The organism is Streptomyces sp. SS7, from assembly GCF_037993025.1.
Classification (GTDB): Bacteria; Actinomycetota; Actinomycetes; order Streptomycetales; family Streptomycetaceae; genus Streptomyces.
Genome location: NZ_CP141223.1, coordinates 1,868,020 through 1,884,885 on the forward strand (window position 1 = coordinate 1,868,020; position 16,866 = coordinate 1,884,885).

The 16,866-nt window shown below is 72.2% G+C and carries 12 protein-coding genes; 7 read left to right on the forward strand and 5 right to left on the reverse strand.

What is annotated here, in order from left to right; translation table 11 throughout:
* Positions 1–1,890, reverse strand: coding sequence for a trypsin-like peptidase domain-containing protein (locus tag U5640_RS08410; protein ID WP_340375162.1), 1,890 nt, complete (start codon positions 1,888–1,890; stop codon positions 1–3).
* A 167-nt stretch (positions 1,891–2,057) separates the two neighbouring features.
* Positions 2,058–3,125, reverse strand: a complete 1,068-nt coding sequence (gene hemE, locus U5640_RS08415) for a uroporphyrinogen decarboxylase (protein ID WP_340375163.1) — start codon at positions 3,123–3,125, stop codon at positions 2,058–2,060.
* 196 nt (positions 3,126–3,321) lie between these two features.
* On the opposite strand from hemE, the gene U5640_RS08420 reads away from it, so the two are divergent.
* The 3 genes from U5640_RS08420 (at position 3,322) to U5640_RS08430 (ending at position 6,645) form a co-directional block, all read left to right on the forward strand.
* Complete coding sequence (locus U5640_RS08420) at positions 3,322–3,990, forward strand: DUF3000 domain-containing protein (protein ID WP_340375164.1); 669 nt, start codon at positions 3,322–3,324, stop codon at positions 3,988–3,990.
* Positions 3,991–4,322: 332 nt separating this feature from the next.
* Entirely contained in the window at positions 4,323–4,985 is a 663-nt protein-coding gene (locus tag U5640_RS08425) for a response regulator transcription factor (protein WP_059202319.1), read from the forward strand.
* 361 nt (positions 4,986–5,346) lie between these two features.
* Positions 5,347–6,645, forward strand: coding sequence for a ribonuclease D (locus U5640_RS08430; protein WP_340375165.1), 1,299 nt, complete (start codon positions 5,347–5,349; stop codon positions 6,643–6,645).
* A gap of 30 nt (positions 6,646–6,675) precedes the next feature.
* On the opposite strand, the gene U5640_RS08435 is transcribed toward U5640_RS08430, so the two are convergent.
* Genes U5640_RS08435 through U5640_RS08445 form a run of 3 tightly spaced genes read right to left on the reverse strand, consistent with a single transcriptional unit; the run spans position 6,676 to position 9,778 of the window.
* Complete coding sequence (locus U5640_RS08435; RefSeq protein ID WP_340375166.1) at positions 6,676–7,506, reverse strand: carbohydrate ABC transporter permease; 831 nt, start codon at positions 7,504–7,506, stop codon at positions 6,676–6,678.
* A complete protein-coding gene (locus U5640_RS08440; RefSeq protein WP_340375167.1) occupies positions 7,503–8,462 on the reverse strand; it encodes a sugar ABC transporter permease in 960 nt (319 codons plus the stop codon). Before U5640_RS08440 ends, U5640_RS08435 begins: the two co-directional genes overlap by 4 nt.
* Entirely contained in the window at positions 8,462–9,778 is a 1,317-nt protein-coding gene (locus tag U5640_RS08445) for an ABC transporter substrate-binding protein (RefSeq protein WP_340375168.1), read from the reverse strand. Before U5640_RS08445 ends, U5640_RS08440 begins: the two co-directional genes overlap by 1 nt.
* Before the next feature lie 172 nt (positions 9,779–9,950).
* Here U5640_RS08445 and U5640_RS08450 point away from each other — a divergent pair, with 172 nt between their 5' ends.
* The 4 genes from U5640_RS08450 (at position 9,951) to U5640_RS08465 (ending at position 16,828) form a co-directional block, all read left to right on the forward strand.
* A complete protein-coding gene (locus U5640_RS08450; RefSeq protein ID WP_340375169.1) occupies positions 9,951–12,335 on the forward strand; it encodes a glycoside hydrolase family 2 protein in 2,385 nt (794 codons plus the stop codon).
* Entirely contained in the window at positions 12,332–13,360 is a 1,029-nt protein-coding gene (locus tag U5640_RS08455) for a LacI family DNA-binding transcriptional regulator (protein WP_340375170.1), read from the forward strand. Before U5640_RS08450 ends, U5640_RS08455 begins: the two co-directional genes overlap by 4 nt.
* A gap of 124 nt (positions 13,361–13,484) precedes the next feature.
* On the forward strand, positions 13,485–14,702 hold the full coding sequence (locus U5640_RS08460) for an acetyl-CoA C-acyltransferase (protein WP_340375171.1): 1,218 nt from the start codon (positions 13,485–13,487) through the stop codon (positions 14,700–14,702).
* On the forward strand, positions 14,699–16,828 hold the full coding sequence (locus tag U5640_RS08465; RefSeq protein ID WP_340375172.1) for a 3-hydroxyacyl-CoA dehydrogenase NAD-binding domain-containing protein: 2,130 nt from the start codon (positions 14,699–14,701) through the stop codon (positions 16,826–16,828). Before U5640_RS08460 ends, U5640_RS08465 begins: the two co-directional genes overlap by 4 nt.
* The last annotated feature ends 38 nt before the right edge of the window (positions 16,829–16,866 follow it).

Genomic DNA, 16,866 nt, shown 5'->3' on the forward strand with positions numbered 1-16,866 from the left:
TCACCGCCCTCCGTCGGGCAGCGCGTGCTCGGGGTCGGCGAAGAGCAGGCCCACCCGCTCCCGGGTGCCGGTCGTGCTCCGTCGGCTCCGCAGGGAGCGCACCGCCTCCGGGATCGCCTCCAGTGGCACGGTCCGGGCCAGGTCCGTCAGCTCCTCCTCCGTCTGCGGCGACGCCCCCTTCGACCAGATCACCACCGGGATGCCCTGGAGGAGGCAGGCGGCGACCGGGTCCCCCGAGGACCGGAACGTCGTCTCCCCGGCGTCCAGCAGCAGGACCCGGCTGTCGGCGCCGTCCAGCCAGACCGGTGCGCGTTCCGCGGGTGGGGTCACCTTGAGCCGTGACCACCGCTCCCGCCAGCGCCAGCGCAGACTCTCCCGGTCCTGCAGCTCCGTGCACCGCACGACCACGGTGTGATACGCCCCGAGCGGACGCCGCACGCCCTCGTCCCCGATGTCCCATTCCTCGGCCCGCAGGTCGTCCAGCAGCCGGAAGGGCAGGACGAACTCGACCCGTCCGGCGGGGCCGGAGGGGACGGCCGTCCGCGCCAGGAACCGGCGCAGCTCGGGCGCGATCACCGCGCCCAGATCCTCGCGCGCCAGCCCGTGGTGCGTCGCGAGCGAGGTCGTGGTCCCGTCGGCGGCGCGGGCCGAGACCGTCACGTGGTGGGCGTCAGGCGCCCGGGCCTCCGGCTCCACGGCGACGACGAGGACCGGTGGCTCGGTGGTCCGTTCGGGCGGCGGCTCGATTCCCAGCCGGGCGGCCACCGACCGCCGCCATGCCTCCAGTTCCGCGCCGACCTCTCCCGGCACCCTGTCGGCGAGCCCCGCGACGAAGTCCAGGAGGACGGGCGGTGCGCCGCGGTCCTCCAGGTGCCGCGCCCGCTCCAGCAGGACGCCGGCCCCGGCCGGCTCGGCACGGGTCAGCAGCCGGTGCAGGGTCCCGCGCTCGTCGGCGCGCAGCGGCGACGGGGCGACCTTGTCCACCAGCGTCGCGAACGCCTCCACCGCCGAGCTGCCCGGCTCGTACACCCGCAGGACCTCGACCAGCGCACGCAGGCCCTCGGGGTGGTCCATGAGCAGACGCACCAGCTCCAGGGCTCTGAGCCGGCTCGACGGGATGCCGTCCCGCAGGGCGGCGACCACCGGGACCTCGTGCCGCAGTTCCCGGGTGAGCAGCCCGAACGCCGACGGGTCGCGCAGGGCGGGCACGGCCAGCAGGGCCTCCACCAGTTCGCCGCGCTCCCGGGAGGAGAGCCCGTCGTTCGGCCGGCGCAGCGGCCCGGTGGGGCGCGGGCCCGGTACGGGGATCCGCTCCATGGCGGTCGACAGCGGCAGGAAGCGGCCGCGGCCCCCCGGCGTCGGGGTGGCCTCGACGGCGGTGAGGAGGCCGACGACGGTGGCCCGGTCGTCGACCACGGGGCTGCCGCTGCTGCCCGGTCGCGGTGCCTCCGCGCGGAAGCTGAGCCGGCCCCAGCCGTCCGGCTCGTCGGCACCGGGCAGCGCGTCGACGACGCCCGGCAGCCCCCCGTCCGGGGTGAGCACCCGGACCGGCTCGCCGCTCCGGGCCGTTCCGATCCGTGGCGCGGTGCCGAGCGGGAGGTCCACGCTCAGCAGCGCGAGATCGCCGGAGGACTCCCGCAGGGGCACCCAGCCGCCGGGCACCACGTGGGCCGCGAGGCGCCCCTCCGGTCCGGTACCGGACCGGACCACCCACAGCGGGCCTCGCGGGCCGTTCTCGCTGTACCTGCTGACGCCGAGGGCGGCGGTCACCACATGGGCGCAGGTGAGCACGAGCGAGGGGGCGACCAGGAAGCCGCATCCGGCCGGTGGGCCGTCGTCCCCCTGGATGCGGACCAGCCAGGGCTCGCCCTCCCGCAAGGCCCACGCCACGATGTCCCCCCTCTCCCCCGGTCCGCGAAGGTTATCCGGCCGGGGAAGGGCGTGCGGGGGAAACGGCGTGGGGAGAGCCCGGAGCTGGTGCCGTGACCGGGAAGGTTTGCCGGGAAGCTCGTGCCGTGCCGGGCGTCGCGAGCCGGTGAACCTTTCCGGTCACGGCACTAGCGAGCGGTGCGGGTGTGGACGTACTCCACGAGACGGGTGAGCGCGTCCGGGTCGGTGGAGGGCATCACGCCGTGGCCGAGGTTGAAGACATGGCCCTCCAGGCCGGCGGCCGCGTCGAGGACCTCGCGGGTCTTGGTCTCGACGGCCTCGGTGCCGGCGAAGAGCACGGTCGGGTCGAGGTTGCCCTGGAGCGCCTTGCCGGGGCCGACCCGGCGCGCGGCCTCGTCGAGCGGGACGCGCCAGTCGACGCCGACGACGTCCGCGCCGGCCTCGCCCATGAGGTTCAGCAGCTCGCCGGTGCCGACGCCGAAGTGGATGCGCGGGACGCCGTAGGGCTCGACGGCGCGGAAGACCTTCGCGGAGGCGGGCAGCACCGAGCGCCGGTAGTCGGCGGGGGCGAGGGCGCCCGCCCAGGAGTCGAAGAGCTGGACGGCGCTCGCGCCCGCCTCGATCTGGACCTTCAGGAACGCGGAGGTGATCTCGGCGAGACGGTCGAGCAGGTCGGCCCAGAGCTGCGGGTCGCCGTACATCATCGCCTTGGCGTTCTCGTACGTGCGGGAGGGGCCGCCCTCGACGAGGTAGCTCGCGAGGGTGAAGGGCGCGCCCGCGAAACCGATCAGCGGGGTGGCGCCGAGCTCCGCGGTGAGCAGTCCGATCGCCTCGGTGACGTAGGAGACGTCCTCGGGGGTGAGGTCACGGAGCTGGGCGAGGTCGGCGCGGGTGCGGATCGGGTGCTCGACGACCGGGCCGACGCCGGGCTTGATGTCGAGGTCGATGCCGATGGCCTTGAGCGGGACGACGATGTCGCTGAAGTAGATCGCCGCGTCCACGTCGTGCCGGCGGACCGGTTGGAGGGTGATCTCGGTGACCAGGTCGGGCCGCATGCAGGACTCGAGCATCGGGACGCCCTCGCGGACCTTGCGGTACTCCGGCAGCGAGCGGCCCGCCTGGCGCATGAACCACACGGGGGTGTGCGGCACGGGTTCACGCCTGCACGCCTTCAGGAAGGGGCTGTCGTACGTCGCTGTCGGCTGCCGGCCCGCGGGGCTCTCGTTCGCGCTCACGACGGCAAGTCTCGCACGGCGCCGGAGCCGGTGGCGCCGCCCCCACCGCCGCCCGCACCGCCTTCCGCCGTGCCTCGGGGACACCCGTTCGGCCCTTGCGGGCGGCGGCCGTGTTCGCCCAGCGCGCAGGCGCCCGCGGGTCCCGCGCGGGTGTCTTGCCCTGCGCGAGGCCGTCGTTCCCCTTAATCTTCCCCGCATGGCTGCGGCTCAGGGACGACTGTCGGACGACGCTGGCGGGATGGACGAGGCGAACGAGGGGGAGCGCGATGGAGGCAGGTCGGCACCGCTGCCGTTCCGGGCCGCCGTCGACGCGCTGCGCGCGGCGCGGCTGCGACCGCAGGTCGAGGTCGACCCGACCCCGGCTCCCAAGCGGCTCGCCCCGTACGCGTACGCCCTGGAGGCGACCGTCGTGGACGGCGAGCAGGATCTCGCCGACGGACGGCTGGTGCTGCTGCACGACCCGGACGGGCACGACGCCTGGCGCGGGACGTTCCGGCTGGTGACGCTGGTGCGGGCCGATCTGGAGCCGGAGATGGCGGCCGACCCGCTGCTGCCGGAGGTGTGCTGGTCCTGGCTGACCGGCGCGCTCCAGGCGCGCGGCCTCGCGTACGGCGAGCCGAGCGGGACGGTCACGCGGGCCGGCTCGCACTACTTCGGCGGTCTCGCGGAGCGGCCGGCGAACTCGCAGATCGAGATCCGCGCCTCCTGGACCCCCCGCGAGGGCCTGGGCGGGGTGCCGGACACGGCGGCCCACCTGGCGTCGTGGTGCGACCTGCTGGCCCAGGTGGCGGGTCTGCCCCCGGCGGGGCCCGGGGACGCCTCGGTGGTGACCCTGCCGCAGCGCCGGGGGCCGCAGTCGCGTTAGGACGGGCCCCCGAGGGCCTGTCAGGTACAGCTGTACGAGTGGGTCGGCCGCCGGAAACGGCGGCCGACCCATTTGGCCGTCCTGATTGACCATCTCTTTGTCGATACGGCCACTTTCGATCCCGGACCGCATCCACCCAAACCGATTCGTTCTTCGGATGATCGATCGCGTGTCCGAATTGCACGTATTGTTACTCACTAGATCGTGATCATTTTCTAAAGGACCCCGGGCCCGCTGCCGAAGACGACTGTGACCTTGAAAGCACGGTTCGTCGGGGCCGCCCTCTCCCCACCCGCCCCCGAACCGGCTCCGTCCCCCACCCAGGAGGCCTGGTGTCCGTTCTTCTCGAGCAGCCCGCAAGCCTGGTCGCCTACCGCCCGAACAAGCCCACCGCCATGGTGGTCGTGGCCGACCCGCGCGTGCGTTCCACCGTCACCCGCCATCTGTGGGCGCTCGGTGTGCGCGACGTCATCGAGGCCTCGTCCATCGCGGAGGCTCGTCCCCGCGTCGGCAACCCCCGGGACATCTGCGTCGCCGACGTCCACCTCCCCGACGGCTCCGGACTCACCCTGCTGTCGGAGACCCGCGCCGCGGGCTGGCCCAACGGGCTCGCCCTGTCCGCCGCCGACGACATCGGCGCCGTGCGCAACGCCCTCGCGGGCGGTGTGAAGGGCTATGTCGTCACCGGCACCCGCACCAACGTCGGGCTCCCCACCCGGCCCGGTGCCGCCCCCATCGGATCCGCGGCCGCCCGGCTGCACCGCCGCCCCCCGGGTGCCCCGAGCCACCCGGGCGGCTACCGCGAGCTCTCCGGCCGCGAGGTGGAGGTGCTGCGCCTGGTCGCCGAAGGCCAGTCGAACAAGGCGATCGGCGTCTCCATGGGACTGTCCGCGCTGACCGTCAAGAGCCACCTCGCCCGGATCGCCCGCAAGCTCGGCACGGGCGACCGCGCCGGGATGGTCGCGGTGGCCCTGCGGACCGGCATCATCCACTGAGACCCCGGCGGGACCACGGCTTCCGGTCCCTCCGGGCTCCTCGCCCAACCCCTTCCCACGCCCCTCCTCCTCCCCCGGTCCCACCCGGCCTTCCCGGCCCACTCCCGGCCCTTCCCCCGGTCGGCGGACCGCTTCCGGCTCCTCTTCCCCCCCCTCCGCCCGGCCCCTTCCCCGCCTTCCCCGCCCTTCCTGCTCCTTGCCGGCCTTTCCCCGGCCCTCCTCCACCCTTCCCCACCCTCGCCGGCCACTTCCGCGCCTTCTCGCGGCCCCTCCCCGGCCCTGACCGGTTTACGACCCTGCGGCCCCCGTCGGCGGAACGTTCCGTCGGCGGGTGGCGTCCACACACGGATACCCTTGACAGGTGACCGACGCCCAAGAAACCGCAGCAGCCAGCTCACTGCGAACCACCGGAGGCGCCCCTCCGGACGACGGCGGATCTACTGCTTCTGTTTCCGGGGCGCCCACACCTCAGCCGACCCCTCTGCTCGAACCCCGCGAGGGAATCCCGCCGGTGATCGCCGACGAGGCCTCCCTCGCCGGGACGATCGCCGCCTTCGCCGCCGGCACCGGCCCCGTCGCCGTCGACGCCGAGCGCGCCTCCGGCTACCGCTACGGACAGCGCGCGTATCTGGTGCAGCTGCGCCGCGAGGGCGCCGGCAGCGCACTGATCGACCCCGTCGCCTGCCCCGACCTCTCCGGGCTCGGCGAGGCCCTCACCGACGTCGAGTGGGTGCTGCACGCCGCCACCCAGGACCTGCCCTGTCTGCGCGAGATAGGCCTCGTGCCCACCCGGCTGTTCGACACCGAGCTGGCCGGGCGGCTCGCCGGGTTCCCGCGCGTCGGCCTCGGCGCGATGGTCGAGAGCGTGCTCGGTTTCGTCCTGGAGAAGGGCCATTCCGCCGTCGACTGGTCCACCCGCCCGCTCCCCGAGCCCTGGCTGCGGTACGCCGCCCTGGACGTCGAGCTCCTCGTCGACCTGCGCGACGCGCTGGAGAAGGAGCTGGACCGGCAGGGCAAGCTGGAGTGGGCCCACCAGGAGTTCGACGCGATCGCCTCCGCTCCCCCGCCCGAGCCCCGCAAGGACCCCTGGCGCCGCACCTCCGGCATGCACAAGGTGCGCAGGCGTCGGCAGCTCGGCGTGGTGCGCGAGCTGTGGCAGACCCGGGACCGCATCGCCCAGCGGCGGGACGTCTCGCCCGGCAAGGTGCTCTCCGACGCGGCGATCGTCGAGGCCGCGCTCGCCCTCCCCTCGAACGTGCACGCGCTGGCCGCGCTGAACGGCTACGGGCACCGGATGGGCCGGCGCCAGCTGGAACAGTGGCAGGCCGCCGTCGAGCGGGCGAAGACGCTCGCCGAGTCCCAGCTGCCGCAGCCGGGGCAGCCCGTCGCGGGGCCTCCGCCGCCGCGGGCCTGGGCCGACAAGGACCCGGCCGCCGCGGCACGGCTCTCCGCGGCGCGGGCCGCCGTCTCCGCGCTGGCCGAGCAGCTGAACATGCCCCAGGAGAACCTGATCGCGCCGGACAGTGTGCGGCGGGTGTGCTGGGAGCCGCCCGTCCCTCTCGACGGGGAGTCGGTCGCCGGTGTGCTCACGGGGCTCGGCGCCCGGCCGTGGCAGGTGGAGCAGGTGACCCCCGTCCTGGTCAAGGCACTGACCGCCTGAGCGCGCCCCGTCACCGTGGGGGGAGGCCGGTCATCTGGTCGCTCCCCGCGTGAAGCCGTTGTAGATGTACCTCTGCAGGGCCAGGAAGACGATCAGGGTCGGCAGGATCACCAGGACCGCTCCTGCCGAGATCGTCTCCCAGTGGGCGCCGAAGGGGCCCTTGAAGCGGAACAGGGACGTCGAGATCACGCCAAGATCCTGCGACGGCATGTAGAGGAAGGGGATGTAGAAGTCGTTGTAGACGGTGATCCCCTTCACGATCACCACCGTCGCGATCGCCGGCTTCAGCAGCGGGAAGATGATTTTCCGGTAGACGGTGAACGCGTTCGCGCCGTCCAGGCGGGCCGACTCGTCCAGCGAGACGGGGATCGAGCGGACGAACTGCAGGAAGACGTAGATCGAGACGATGTCCGTGCCCATGTAGAGGGCGACGGGCGCCCAGAGCGTGTCGAACATGCCGAGGCTGTTGACGATCTGGAAGGTCGCCACCTGGGTGGTGACCCCGGGGACCAGGGCGGCCAGCAGGAACAGGGCCACCACCAGCTTGCGGAAGCGGAACGTGAAGCGGTCGATGGCGTACGCCGTCATGGAACCGATGAGGACGGTCCCGCCGATCGAGAACACCAGGATGAACGCGGTGTGCCCGAAGGCCGCGAGCATCCGGCCGTCCTGGAACGCCGTCACGTAGTTGTGGAAGTTCAGCGGGTCGTCCGGGAGCGTCAGGGCCCCGCTGTCGTCGGCGAGCTCCTCGTCGGTCTTGAGGGAGGTCAGCAGGACCACGCCCAGCGGGAGCAGCACGACCAGGGAAGCGAGGACCAGCGACAGGTACACCAGGGTGCGGGCTGCGGCGCGGCGGGTCATACGAGGTCCACCCTGTCGTCGGGGACCAGGCGGCGCTGCAGCCAGGTCACTGCCAGGATGATCAGCAGCAGGACCACGGCGGCGGCCGAGGCGAGGCCCGTCTTGTTGAACTGGAAGGCCAGCTTCACGGTCTGGATCACGAAGGTCTCGGTGCCGGTCGCCCCGCCCGTCATGATGTACGGGATCTCGAAGGCCGACAGCGAGCCGGAGACCGAGAGGATCACGGTCAGCGTCAGCACCGGTCTGATGCCGGGCAGGATGATGTGCCGGAACTGGTGCCAGCGGTTCGCGCCGTCCAGTGCGGACGCCTCGTACAGCTCGCCCGGGACGGACTGGATGGCGCCCAGGAACAGCACGAAGTTCAGGCCCAGGTAGCGCCAGACGGAGACGCCCGCGAGGGAGGTGTTCGCGGAGACCGGGGTGCCGAGCCAGGCGTGGTCGGAGGGGTGTCCGAACAGGGCGAGGACCGAGTCGAGGGTGCCGCCGTCCTGGAAGAAGTACAGGAAGACGAAACCGATCGCGACACCGTTGATCAGGTACGGGAAGAACAGCACGCCCTTGAAGAAGTTGCGGAAGCGGACGTCGAAGCTGAGGACCGTGGCGAAGTAGAGCGCGGCCACGATCTGCACGGCCGAGGCGGCCAGGTAGTAGCCGCTGACGAAGAAGACCTCGAACAGCTCGGGGCGGGTGAAGAGTTCGGTGTAGTTCTCGGCGCCCGTGTAGTGCAGCTCGGGGCTGACGCCGTCCCAGTCGGTGAAGCTGAACGCCACCATGTTGACGATCGGCGCGTAGGTGAAGGCGACCAGCAGGGCGAGCGGCGCGGCGAGGAACAGCCAGGGGGTCAGCCGCCGCCAGAAGCGGGCCCGGCGGGGGGCCGGGGCCGGCACGGGGGCGTCCCCCCGTACCGGCCGCGCCCCGGGACGTCCCACCGCCGGCCTCTCGGTGGTGTCCGCCATCAGGACCCCACGGTCTTCCGGGTGTCCGTCCACTTCTTGCCGAGGTCCGCGAGGAAGTCGTCCAGGGTGCCCTTGCGGGCGCCGCGGGCGAGGTCGACGAGGTCCTGACGGTAGTCGGGGGTGTTGATGCCGACCTCCGACTCGGTGTCGATCAGTTTGACGTCGGCGCCCTTGCTGTCGTCGAGCTCGATGAGCTTCACGCCCGCGTCCTCGTACGGCTTCAGCACCTCGGGCAGGGGTGCGCCCTTCAGCGGGGAGATGGCGAGGTTGTCCCGGTCGTAGCCGGACTTGTCGGTGAACCAGTCGATCCAGGCGCGGGCGGCCTCCTTGTGCGGGGAGTGGACGTTGACGGCCTGGTGGTAGTCGGGGCTGACGACCGCGCAGAACTTCCCGCCCACCTGGGCCGGGAAGGGCATGAAGCCGATGTCGTCGGGGTCGGCGCCGGCCTTGCGCGCCGCGTCCTGGAACTGCACGACCGCCCAGGTGCCGAGCCACTGCGTGGCGATCTCACCCTTGGCCAACTGTGGTTTGGACGCCTCCCAGTTGGAGGTCGTGGGGTCCTTCTCGGCGAGGCCCTGGTGGACGATGTCGTACAGGAGCGTGTCGCCCACGCGCAGATCGGCGCCCTTCGCCCAGGGGTCGCCCTCGGCCAGCTCGGTGGTGGCCTGCGGATCGCAGTGGACCGAGCCGTTGACGAAGGTCCAGGAGGTGAGCGTCCAGCCCGCGGCGAAGTTGGTGTAGTAGGGGACGGCGTCCGTCTTCGCCCTGATCGCCTTCAGGTCGGCGAGGAAGGCGGCGGGGGTGGTGGGCCAGTCGGTGACCCCGGCCTCCTTCCAGACCCGCTTGTTGTAGACGAAGCCGGGCATCACGCCGATGGGGCTCTGGCCGTAGACCTTGCCGTCGACGGCGGTGAAGTCGGTGAAGCGGTACTTCCGGCTGCGCTCCCCCACGGTGCCGAGGGAGGCGAAGAACTTCGGGTAGTCGCTCTTCTTGATGACCCCGGGGATCATCAGGACGTCACCGTAGTTCTCCGTGTTCATCCGGATCTTGACTTCGGCCTCGTAGTTGGTGAGGGCCTGGAACTCGACCTTCACCTTCGGATACGTCTTGTTGAACTCGGCCGCGTACTTCTTCATGGTGCCGTCCTGTACGAGGTCGGTCCGCTGGGTGAGGACCGTGATGCCGCCGGTGACCTTCGACGGATCGGCGGCGGCCTTGGCCTCGGCGCCCTTGGAGGTGCCGCCGGTGGCGGTGCAGGCGGGCAGGACGAGCAGCGCGGCGCCCACGGCGGCGGCCAGGACTGTACGGCGGTTCATGTGCATCAGCTCCGTTCGAGGGGACGGACGAGCACGTGCGGGTGGGGCGGAAGGTGCGGGGTTGGCTGATTCGGCACTCTGACAGCGCTTTCCTCAACCGGTAAAGTCCCATTCCCGCCAAGGATGGAGATCTGGCACCCAACACTCGGCTCGACCGGTTTAGGGAGTGCGCATGCTTCAGGCCTCACCGCTCGTCGACGGATGGATCCTGCGGCACGAAGGGCAGGCGCTGGCGGCCTCGGTGCCGGGGTGCGTGCACACCGATCTGCTGGCCGCCGGGGTGATCCCGGACCCCTACGTCGGCCGGGGCGAGCACGAGGTCGCCTGGGTGGGGCGGCGCGAGTGGACGTACGAGCGGGAGCTGCCGGACGGGCCGTCCGGGCAGGAGCAGACCGATCTGGTCTTCGACGGTCTGGACACGGCCGCCGAGATCCTGCTCGACGGGCGGCCGCTGGGGTCGGTGCGGAACATGCACCGCTCGTACCGGTTCGACGTGACCGGGGCGAGCGGGCGGCTGACGGTCCGGTTCGCGTCCGCGTACGCGGAGGCCGAGGCGGTGCGCGGACGGCTGGGCGAACGGCCCGCCGCCTATGCCGAGCCCTACCAGTACCTGCGCAAGATGGCCTGCTCGTTCGGCTGGGACTGGGGGCCGACCCTGGTGACGGCGGGGATCTGGCGGCCGGTGCGGCTGGAGCGCTGGTCGACGGCGCGGATCGCCCGGGTGCGGCCCCTGGTCACCGTCGAACAGGGCGTCGGGATGGTCGAGTTGCGGGTGGAGGTGGAGCGGACCCGGGTGGAGGCCGGGCTGACGGTCACCGCCCGGGTGGGCGGGACACAGGCGCGGGCCCGGGTCGAGGGCACCGGCGCGGTGGTACGGCTGGAGGTGCCCCGGGCACGGCTGTGGTGGCCGCGCGGCTACGGCGAGCAGCCCCTGTACGACGTCGAACTGACGCTCAGTCATGAGGGCGCGGACCTGGACTCCTGGCGGCGGCGGATCGGCTTCCGGACCGTCGAGCTGGACCGGCGGCCCGATGCGCACGGCACCGGCTTCACCCTGGTCGTCAACGGCGAGCGGCTGTTCGCGCGCGGGGTGAACTGGATCCCGGACGACTCCTTCCCCTCCCGGGTGACCCGGGAGCGCTACCGAAGGCGGCTGCGGCAGGCCGCCGGCGCCGGGGTGGACCTGGTGCGGGTGTGGGGCGGCGGGATCTACGAGAGCGAGGACTTCTACGACGCCTGCGACGAGTTGGGGCTGCTGGTGTGGCAGGACTTCCCGTTCGCGTGCGCGGCCTACCCCGAGGAGCAGCCGCTGCGCGGCGAGGTGGAGGCGGAGGCCCGGGAGAACGTCGTACGGCTGATGCCGCATCCGTCGCTGGTGCTGTGGAACGGCAACAACGAGAACCTGTGGGGGTTCCGGGACTGGGGCTGGGAGGGACGGCTCGCCGGGGACTCCTGGGGGGAGGGGTACTACCTGGGCCTGCTGCCGCGTGTCGTGGCCGAGCTGGATCCCACCCGGCCCTACACCGCGGGCAGCCCCTGGTCGGGTTCCTGGGCGCGCCATCCGAACGACCCGGCGCACGGCACGCACCACTCCTGGGAGGTGTGGAACCGGCGGGACTACACCGAGTACCGCGCCGAAGTGCCGCGGTTCGTCGCCGAGTTCGGCTGGCAGGCGCCGCCCGCGTACGCCACGCTGCGGCGGGCGCTGCCGGGTGAGGAGCCGGCCGCCGACTCGCCCGGGATGCTGCACCGGCAGAAGGCGGACGACGGCAACGGCAAGCTGGCGCGCGGGCTCGCCCGGCATTTCGGCGTGCCGGAGGGGGACTTCGACCGCTGGCACTATCTGACGCAGGTCAACCAGGCGCGTGCGGTGGCGGCGGGGATCGAGCACTGGCGGTCGCACTGGCCGGTGTGCGCGGGCACGGTCGTCTGGCAGCTCAACGACTGCTGGCCGGTGACCTCCTGGGCGGCGATCGACGGCGACGGGCGGGAGAAGCCGCTCTACCACGAGCTGCGGCGGCTGTACGCGGACCGGCTGCTGACGCTGCAACCGCGGGGCGAGGGGCTGGTGTGGGCGGCCGTGAACCAGTCGGCCGAGCCGTGGACGGGGGTACTGCGGCTGCGGCGGATGTCCGTCGACGGGGAGGTCCTCCAGGGGGCGGAAGTGCGACTGCTGGCGGATGCGCGGGCGGTGGGGGTGGCGCGGGTGCCGGTGGAGCTGGAGCCGGCCGGGGCGAAGGAGTTCCTGGTGGCCGACGCGGCCGCGGGCGCAACAGAGCTGCGGGCGCTGTACTTTCCGGTCGTGGACCGTGAGATCCCCTATCCGCAGCCCGAGTTCGAGGTGAGCGTGGCGCCGGGGAGCGTCACGGTGACGGCGCGCACCCTCGTACGCGACCTGCTGCTCCAGGCCGACCGGCTGGGACCGGACGTACGGGCCGACCGGGGGCTGGTGACGCTGCTTCCCGGGGAACGGGTGACGATCGGCGTGACGGGCTGGGAGACTCCTGGTGCCGACGCGGCCCGTGCCGCCCTGTACTGCCTGGAGCCCGCGCGATGACGACCTCCCGCGTCACCATCAAGGACGTCGCCGCGCGCGCCGGGGTGTCCAAGGGGGCGGTGTCGCTGGCGTTCAACCGCAAACCGGGGCTGTCGGAGACGACCCGGGAGCGGATCTTCACGGCGGCGCGGGAGCTGGGGTGGGAGCCGAACCTGACCGCGCGGTCGCTGTCGAGCTCGCGGGTGGACGTGGTGGGGCTGGCGATCTGCCGGCCGGCTCGGATGCTGGGCCTGGAGCCGTTCTACATGGAGTTCGTCTCCGGGGTGGAGAGCGTGCTGACCGAGCACGCCTGCTCGCTGCTGCTGCGGCTGGTCCGCAGCGTGGAGGAGGAGGCCTCGCTCCTGGAGTCGTGGTGGCGGGGGCGGCAGATCGGCGGGGCGATCCTGGTGGACTTCCGGGCCGACGATCCGCGGGTCGCGGCGGCCGAGCGGCTCGGGATGCCGGTGGTGGCGGTCGGGCACCCCTCGCTGACGGGGTCCCTGACCTCGGTGTGGACGGACGACGCGACGGCGGTGACGGAGGCGGTGCGCTACCTCGCCGCGCTCGGCCATCGCCGTATCGCCCGGGTCGGGGGTGCCGCGGCGCTCGGGCACACGACGATGCGCACGGCGGCCTTCGACGCGGCGGCACGCGATCTGGGGCTGGCCGGGGCCCGGCAGGTGGCCACGGACTACTCCGGCGAGGCGGGGGCGCGGGCCACCCGCTCGATGCTGACCGCCGCCCCGCCGGACCGGCCGACGGCCATCGTCTACGACAACGACATCATGGCGGTGGCCGGGCTGGCGGTGGCGGCCGAGATGGGGCTGAGCGTGCCCCGGGACGTCTCCCTGCTGGCCTGGGACGACTCCCAGCTGTGCCGGCTGACCCATCCGACGCTCTCCGCGATGAGCCATGACGTGCACGGGTTCGGCGCGGAGTCGGCCCGCACGCTGTTCGGGGCGATCGCCGGAGGGGGGCCGGGATCGCACCCGGTGCCCACTCCCACGCTGACGCCCCGGGGGTCGACCGCTCCCCCGAAGGTGTGACCTTCACCGCTTGGGCCTCCGGGACTGGGCAGCTACGTTACCGACAAGTAGCATGGGGTCTGAGCGCGCGCTCAGCGCATGCGTGCCGCAGCAGTGCCATCCCGCACCCTGGAGGAGAGCCATCGTGCCTCGTACCGTCAGGGACGTCGTCTTCGTCGACGGCGTCCGTACCCCGTTCGGCAAGGCGGGCCCGAAGGGCATCTACCACGAGACCCGCGCCGACGACCTCGTCGTGAAGGCGATCCGGGAGCTGCTGCGCCGCAACCCCGGTCTCGACCCCCAGAAGATCGACGAGGTCGCCATCGCCGCGACCACGCAGATCGGCGACCAGGGCCTGACCATCGGCCGCACCGCCGGCATCCTGGCCGGTCTCCCCCAGTCGGTCCCCGGCTACTCCATCGACCGGATGTGCGCCGGCGCGCTCACGGCCGTCACCACGGTCGCGGGCTCGGTCGCCTTCGGCGCGTACGACATCGCGATCGCCGGCGGTGTCGAGCACATGGGCCGCCACCCCATGGGCGAGGGCGTGGACCCGAACCCGCGGTTCGTCTCCGAGAAGCTGGTCGACGAGTCCGCCCTGTTCATGGGCATGACCGCGGAGAACCTGCACGACCGCTACCCGCACATCACCAAGCTGCGCGCGGACGAGTACGCGGTCCGCTCCCAGGAGAAGGCCGCCAAGGCGTACGCCGACGGCAAGATCCAGGCCGACCTGGTGCCGATCTCGGTGCGCCGCACCAACCCGGACGCCGGCGAGACGGGCTGGGGCCTGGTCACCGCCGACGAGCCGATGCGCCCGGGCACCACCCTGGAGAACCTCTCCGGCCTGAAGACCCCGTTCCGCGTCCACGGCCGGGTCACCGCCGGCAACGCGGCCGGTCTCAACGACGGCGCGACCGCCTCGCTGATCGCCTCCGAGGACTTCGCCCGCGAGAACGGCCTGCCGGTCAAGATGCGCCTCGTGGCGTACTCCTTCGCGGGCGTCGAGCCGGAGGTCATGGGCTACGGCCCGATCCCGGCCACCGAGAAGGCGCTCGCGCAGGCGGGTCTGTCCATCTCCGACATCGGTCTGTTCGAGATCAACGAGGCCTTCGCCGTGCAGGTGCTGGCCTTCCTCGACCACTACGGCATCGCCGACGACGACGAGCGCGTCAACCAGTACGGCGGCGCCATCGCCTTCGGCCACCCGCTGGCCTCCTCCGGCGTCCGCCTGATGACGCAGCTGGCCCGCCAGTTCGAGGAGCAGCCGCACGTCCGCTACGGCCTGACCACCATGTGCGTCGGCTTCGGCATGGGCGCGACGGTCATCTGGGAGAACCCGCACTTCGAGGGGGACAAGTGAGCACCACCGCTGAGCTGCTGAAGGGTGCGGCCGAGCTGTACCCGGACGAGGTCGTCACGAGCGCGCACGTACGCCACCTCGACCTGCCGTCGGGCGCCGGACGCTTCGCCCTGATCACCCTCGACAACGGCTTCGACCACACCAAGCCGACCACCTTCGGCCCCGCGTCGCTCGCGAACCTGGGCCTCGCCATCGACCAGGTGGAGAAGGAGGCCGCGGCCGGCGAGATCGTCGGCGTGGGCATCACCGGCAAGCCGTTCGTCTTCGCCGTCGGCGCGGACCTCAAGGGCGTCGAGCTCCTCAAGGAGTACGACCACGCGCTCGCCATCGGCAAGGGCGGCCACGAGGTCTTCAAGCGCCTCGCGGGCCTCGCGGTCCCGACCTTCACCTACTACAACGGCGCGGCGATGGGCGGCGGTGTCGAGGTCGGGCTGCACTGCAGCTACCGCACCGTGTCCAAGGCGCTGCCGGCCTTCTCCCTGCCCGAGGTCTTCCTCGGTCTGGTCCCCGGCTGGGGCGGCTGCACGCTGCTGCCGAACCTGATCGGCGCCGACAAGGCCGTCTCGGTGATCGTCGAGAACAGCCTGAACCAGAACAAGCAGCTCAAGGGGCAGCAGGTCTTCGAGCTCGGGATCGCCGACGCGCTCTTCGAGGGCGCGGACTTCCTGGAGCAGTCGCTGATCTGGACGGCGAACGTCCTCAAGGGCGACGTCACGGTGGAGCGCCCGGTCGTCGACCGCGGCGAGGCCTGGGACCAGGCCGTCGCGCGCGGCCGGTTCGTCGCCGACTCCAAGGTGCACGGCGCGGCCCCGGCCGCCTACCGCGCCCTCGACATCATCGCCACCGCCAAGAACGGCGACCTGCAGCAGGGCTTCGACGCCGAGGACACCGCGCTCGCCGACCTGATCATGGGCGGTGAACTGCGCGCCGGCATCTACGCGTTCAACCTGGTGCAGAAGCGCGGCAAGCGTCCCGCGGGCGCCCCGGACAAGAGCCTGGCCCGCCCGGTCACCAAGGTCGGCGTGGTGGGCGCGGGTCTGATGGCCAGCCAGCTCGCGCTGCTCTTCCTGCGCCGCCTGGAGGTGCCCGTCGTCCTGACGGACATCGACCAGGAGCGCGTCGACAAGGGTGTGGGCTATGTCCACGCCGAGATCGAGAAGCTGCTCGGCAAGGGCCGGATCAACCAGGACAAGGCCAACCGCCTCAAGGCCCTGGTCACCGGTGTGCTGGACAAGGCCGAGGGCTTCGCGGACGCGGACTTCGTCATCGAGGCCGTGTTCGAGGAGATCGGTGTCAAGCAGCAGGTGTTCGCGGAGGTCGAGGCGGTCACCCCGGCGCACGCGATCTTCGCCACCAACACCTCCTCCCTCTCCGTGTCGGAGATGGCGTCGAAGCTGAAGCACCCCGAGCGGGTCGTGGGCTTCCACTTCTTCAACCCGGTCGCGGTCCTGCCGCTCCTGGAGATCGTCCGCGGCGAGCAGACCGACGACGCCTCCCTGGCCACGGCCTTCGCCGTCGCCAAGAAGCTGAAGAAGACGGCGGTGCTGACGAAGGACGCCCCGGCGTTCGTCGTGAACCGCATCCTGACCCGCTTCATGGGCGAGGTGCAGAACGTCATCGACGAGGGCACCCCCATCGAGATCGCGGAGAAGGGCGTCGAGCCGCTCGGCCTGCCGATGTCCCCGCTGGTCCTCCTCGAACTGGTCGGCCCGGCGATCGGCCTGCACGTCTCGGAGACGCTCCACCGGGCGTTCCCGGACCGCTTCACGGTCTCCTCGAACCTCAAGGCGGTCGTCGAGGCCGGCAAGCGCGGCTTCTACGTCTACGACAGCGGCAAGCCGGAGCTGGACCCCGAGGTCGCCGCGCTGCTCCAGCAGGGCGACACCGTCCTCACCGAGGAGCAGGTGCGGGCGCGCGTCCTGGACGCGGTGGCGCAGGAGATCGGGCTCATGCTCGACGAGGGTGTCGTCGCCGAGGCGCAGGACATCGACCTCTGCCTGATCACGGGCGCCGGCTGGCCCTTCCACCTGGGCGGCATCACGCCGTACCTGGACCGCGAGGGTGTCTCCGAGCGGGTGAACGGCAAGCGGTTCCTGGCCCCGGGTCTGGCGTCGGTTCCCGCGTAACCGCCGTACGGATGTGACGAGGGCCCCCGCCGGACGGC

Excerpts from the sequence above, each read along its gene's own strand:
- U5640_RS08455 (WP_340375170.1), top strand. The coding sequence starts at position 12,332 with ATGACGACCTCCCGCGTCACCATCAAGGACGTCGCCGCGCGCGCCGGG.
- U5640_RS08420 (WP_340375164.1), top strand. The coding sequence starts at position 3,322 with ATGGCTGCGGCTCAGGGACGACTGTCGGACGACGCTGGCGGGATGGAC.
- U5640_RS08445 (WP_340375168.1), bottom strand. The coding sequence starts at position 9,778 with ATGAACCGCCGTACAGTCCTGGCCGCCGCCGTGGGCGCCGCGCTGCTC.
- U5640_RS08435 (WP_340375166.1), bottom strand. The coding sequence starts at position 7,506 with ATGACCCGCCGCGCCGCAGCCCGCACCCTGGTGTACCTGTCGCTGGTC.
- U5640_RS08440 (WP_340375167.1), bottom strand. The coding sequence starts at position 8,462 with ATGGCGGACACCACCGAGAGGCCGGCGGTGGGACGTCCCGGGGCGCGG.
- U5640_RS08450 (WP_340375169.1), top strand. The coding sequence starts at position 9,951 with ATGCTTCAGGCCTCACCGCTCGTCGACGGATGGATCCTGCGGCACGAA.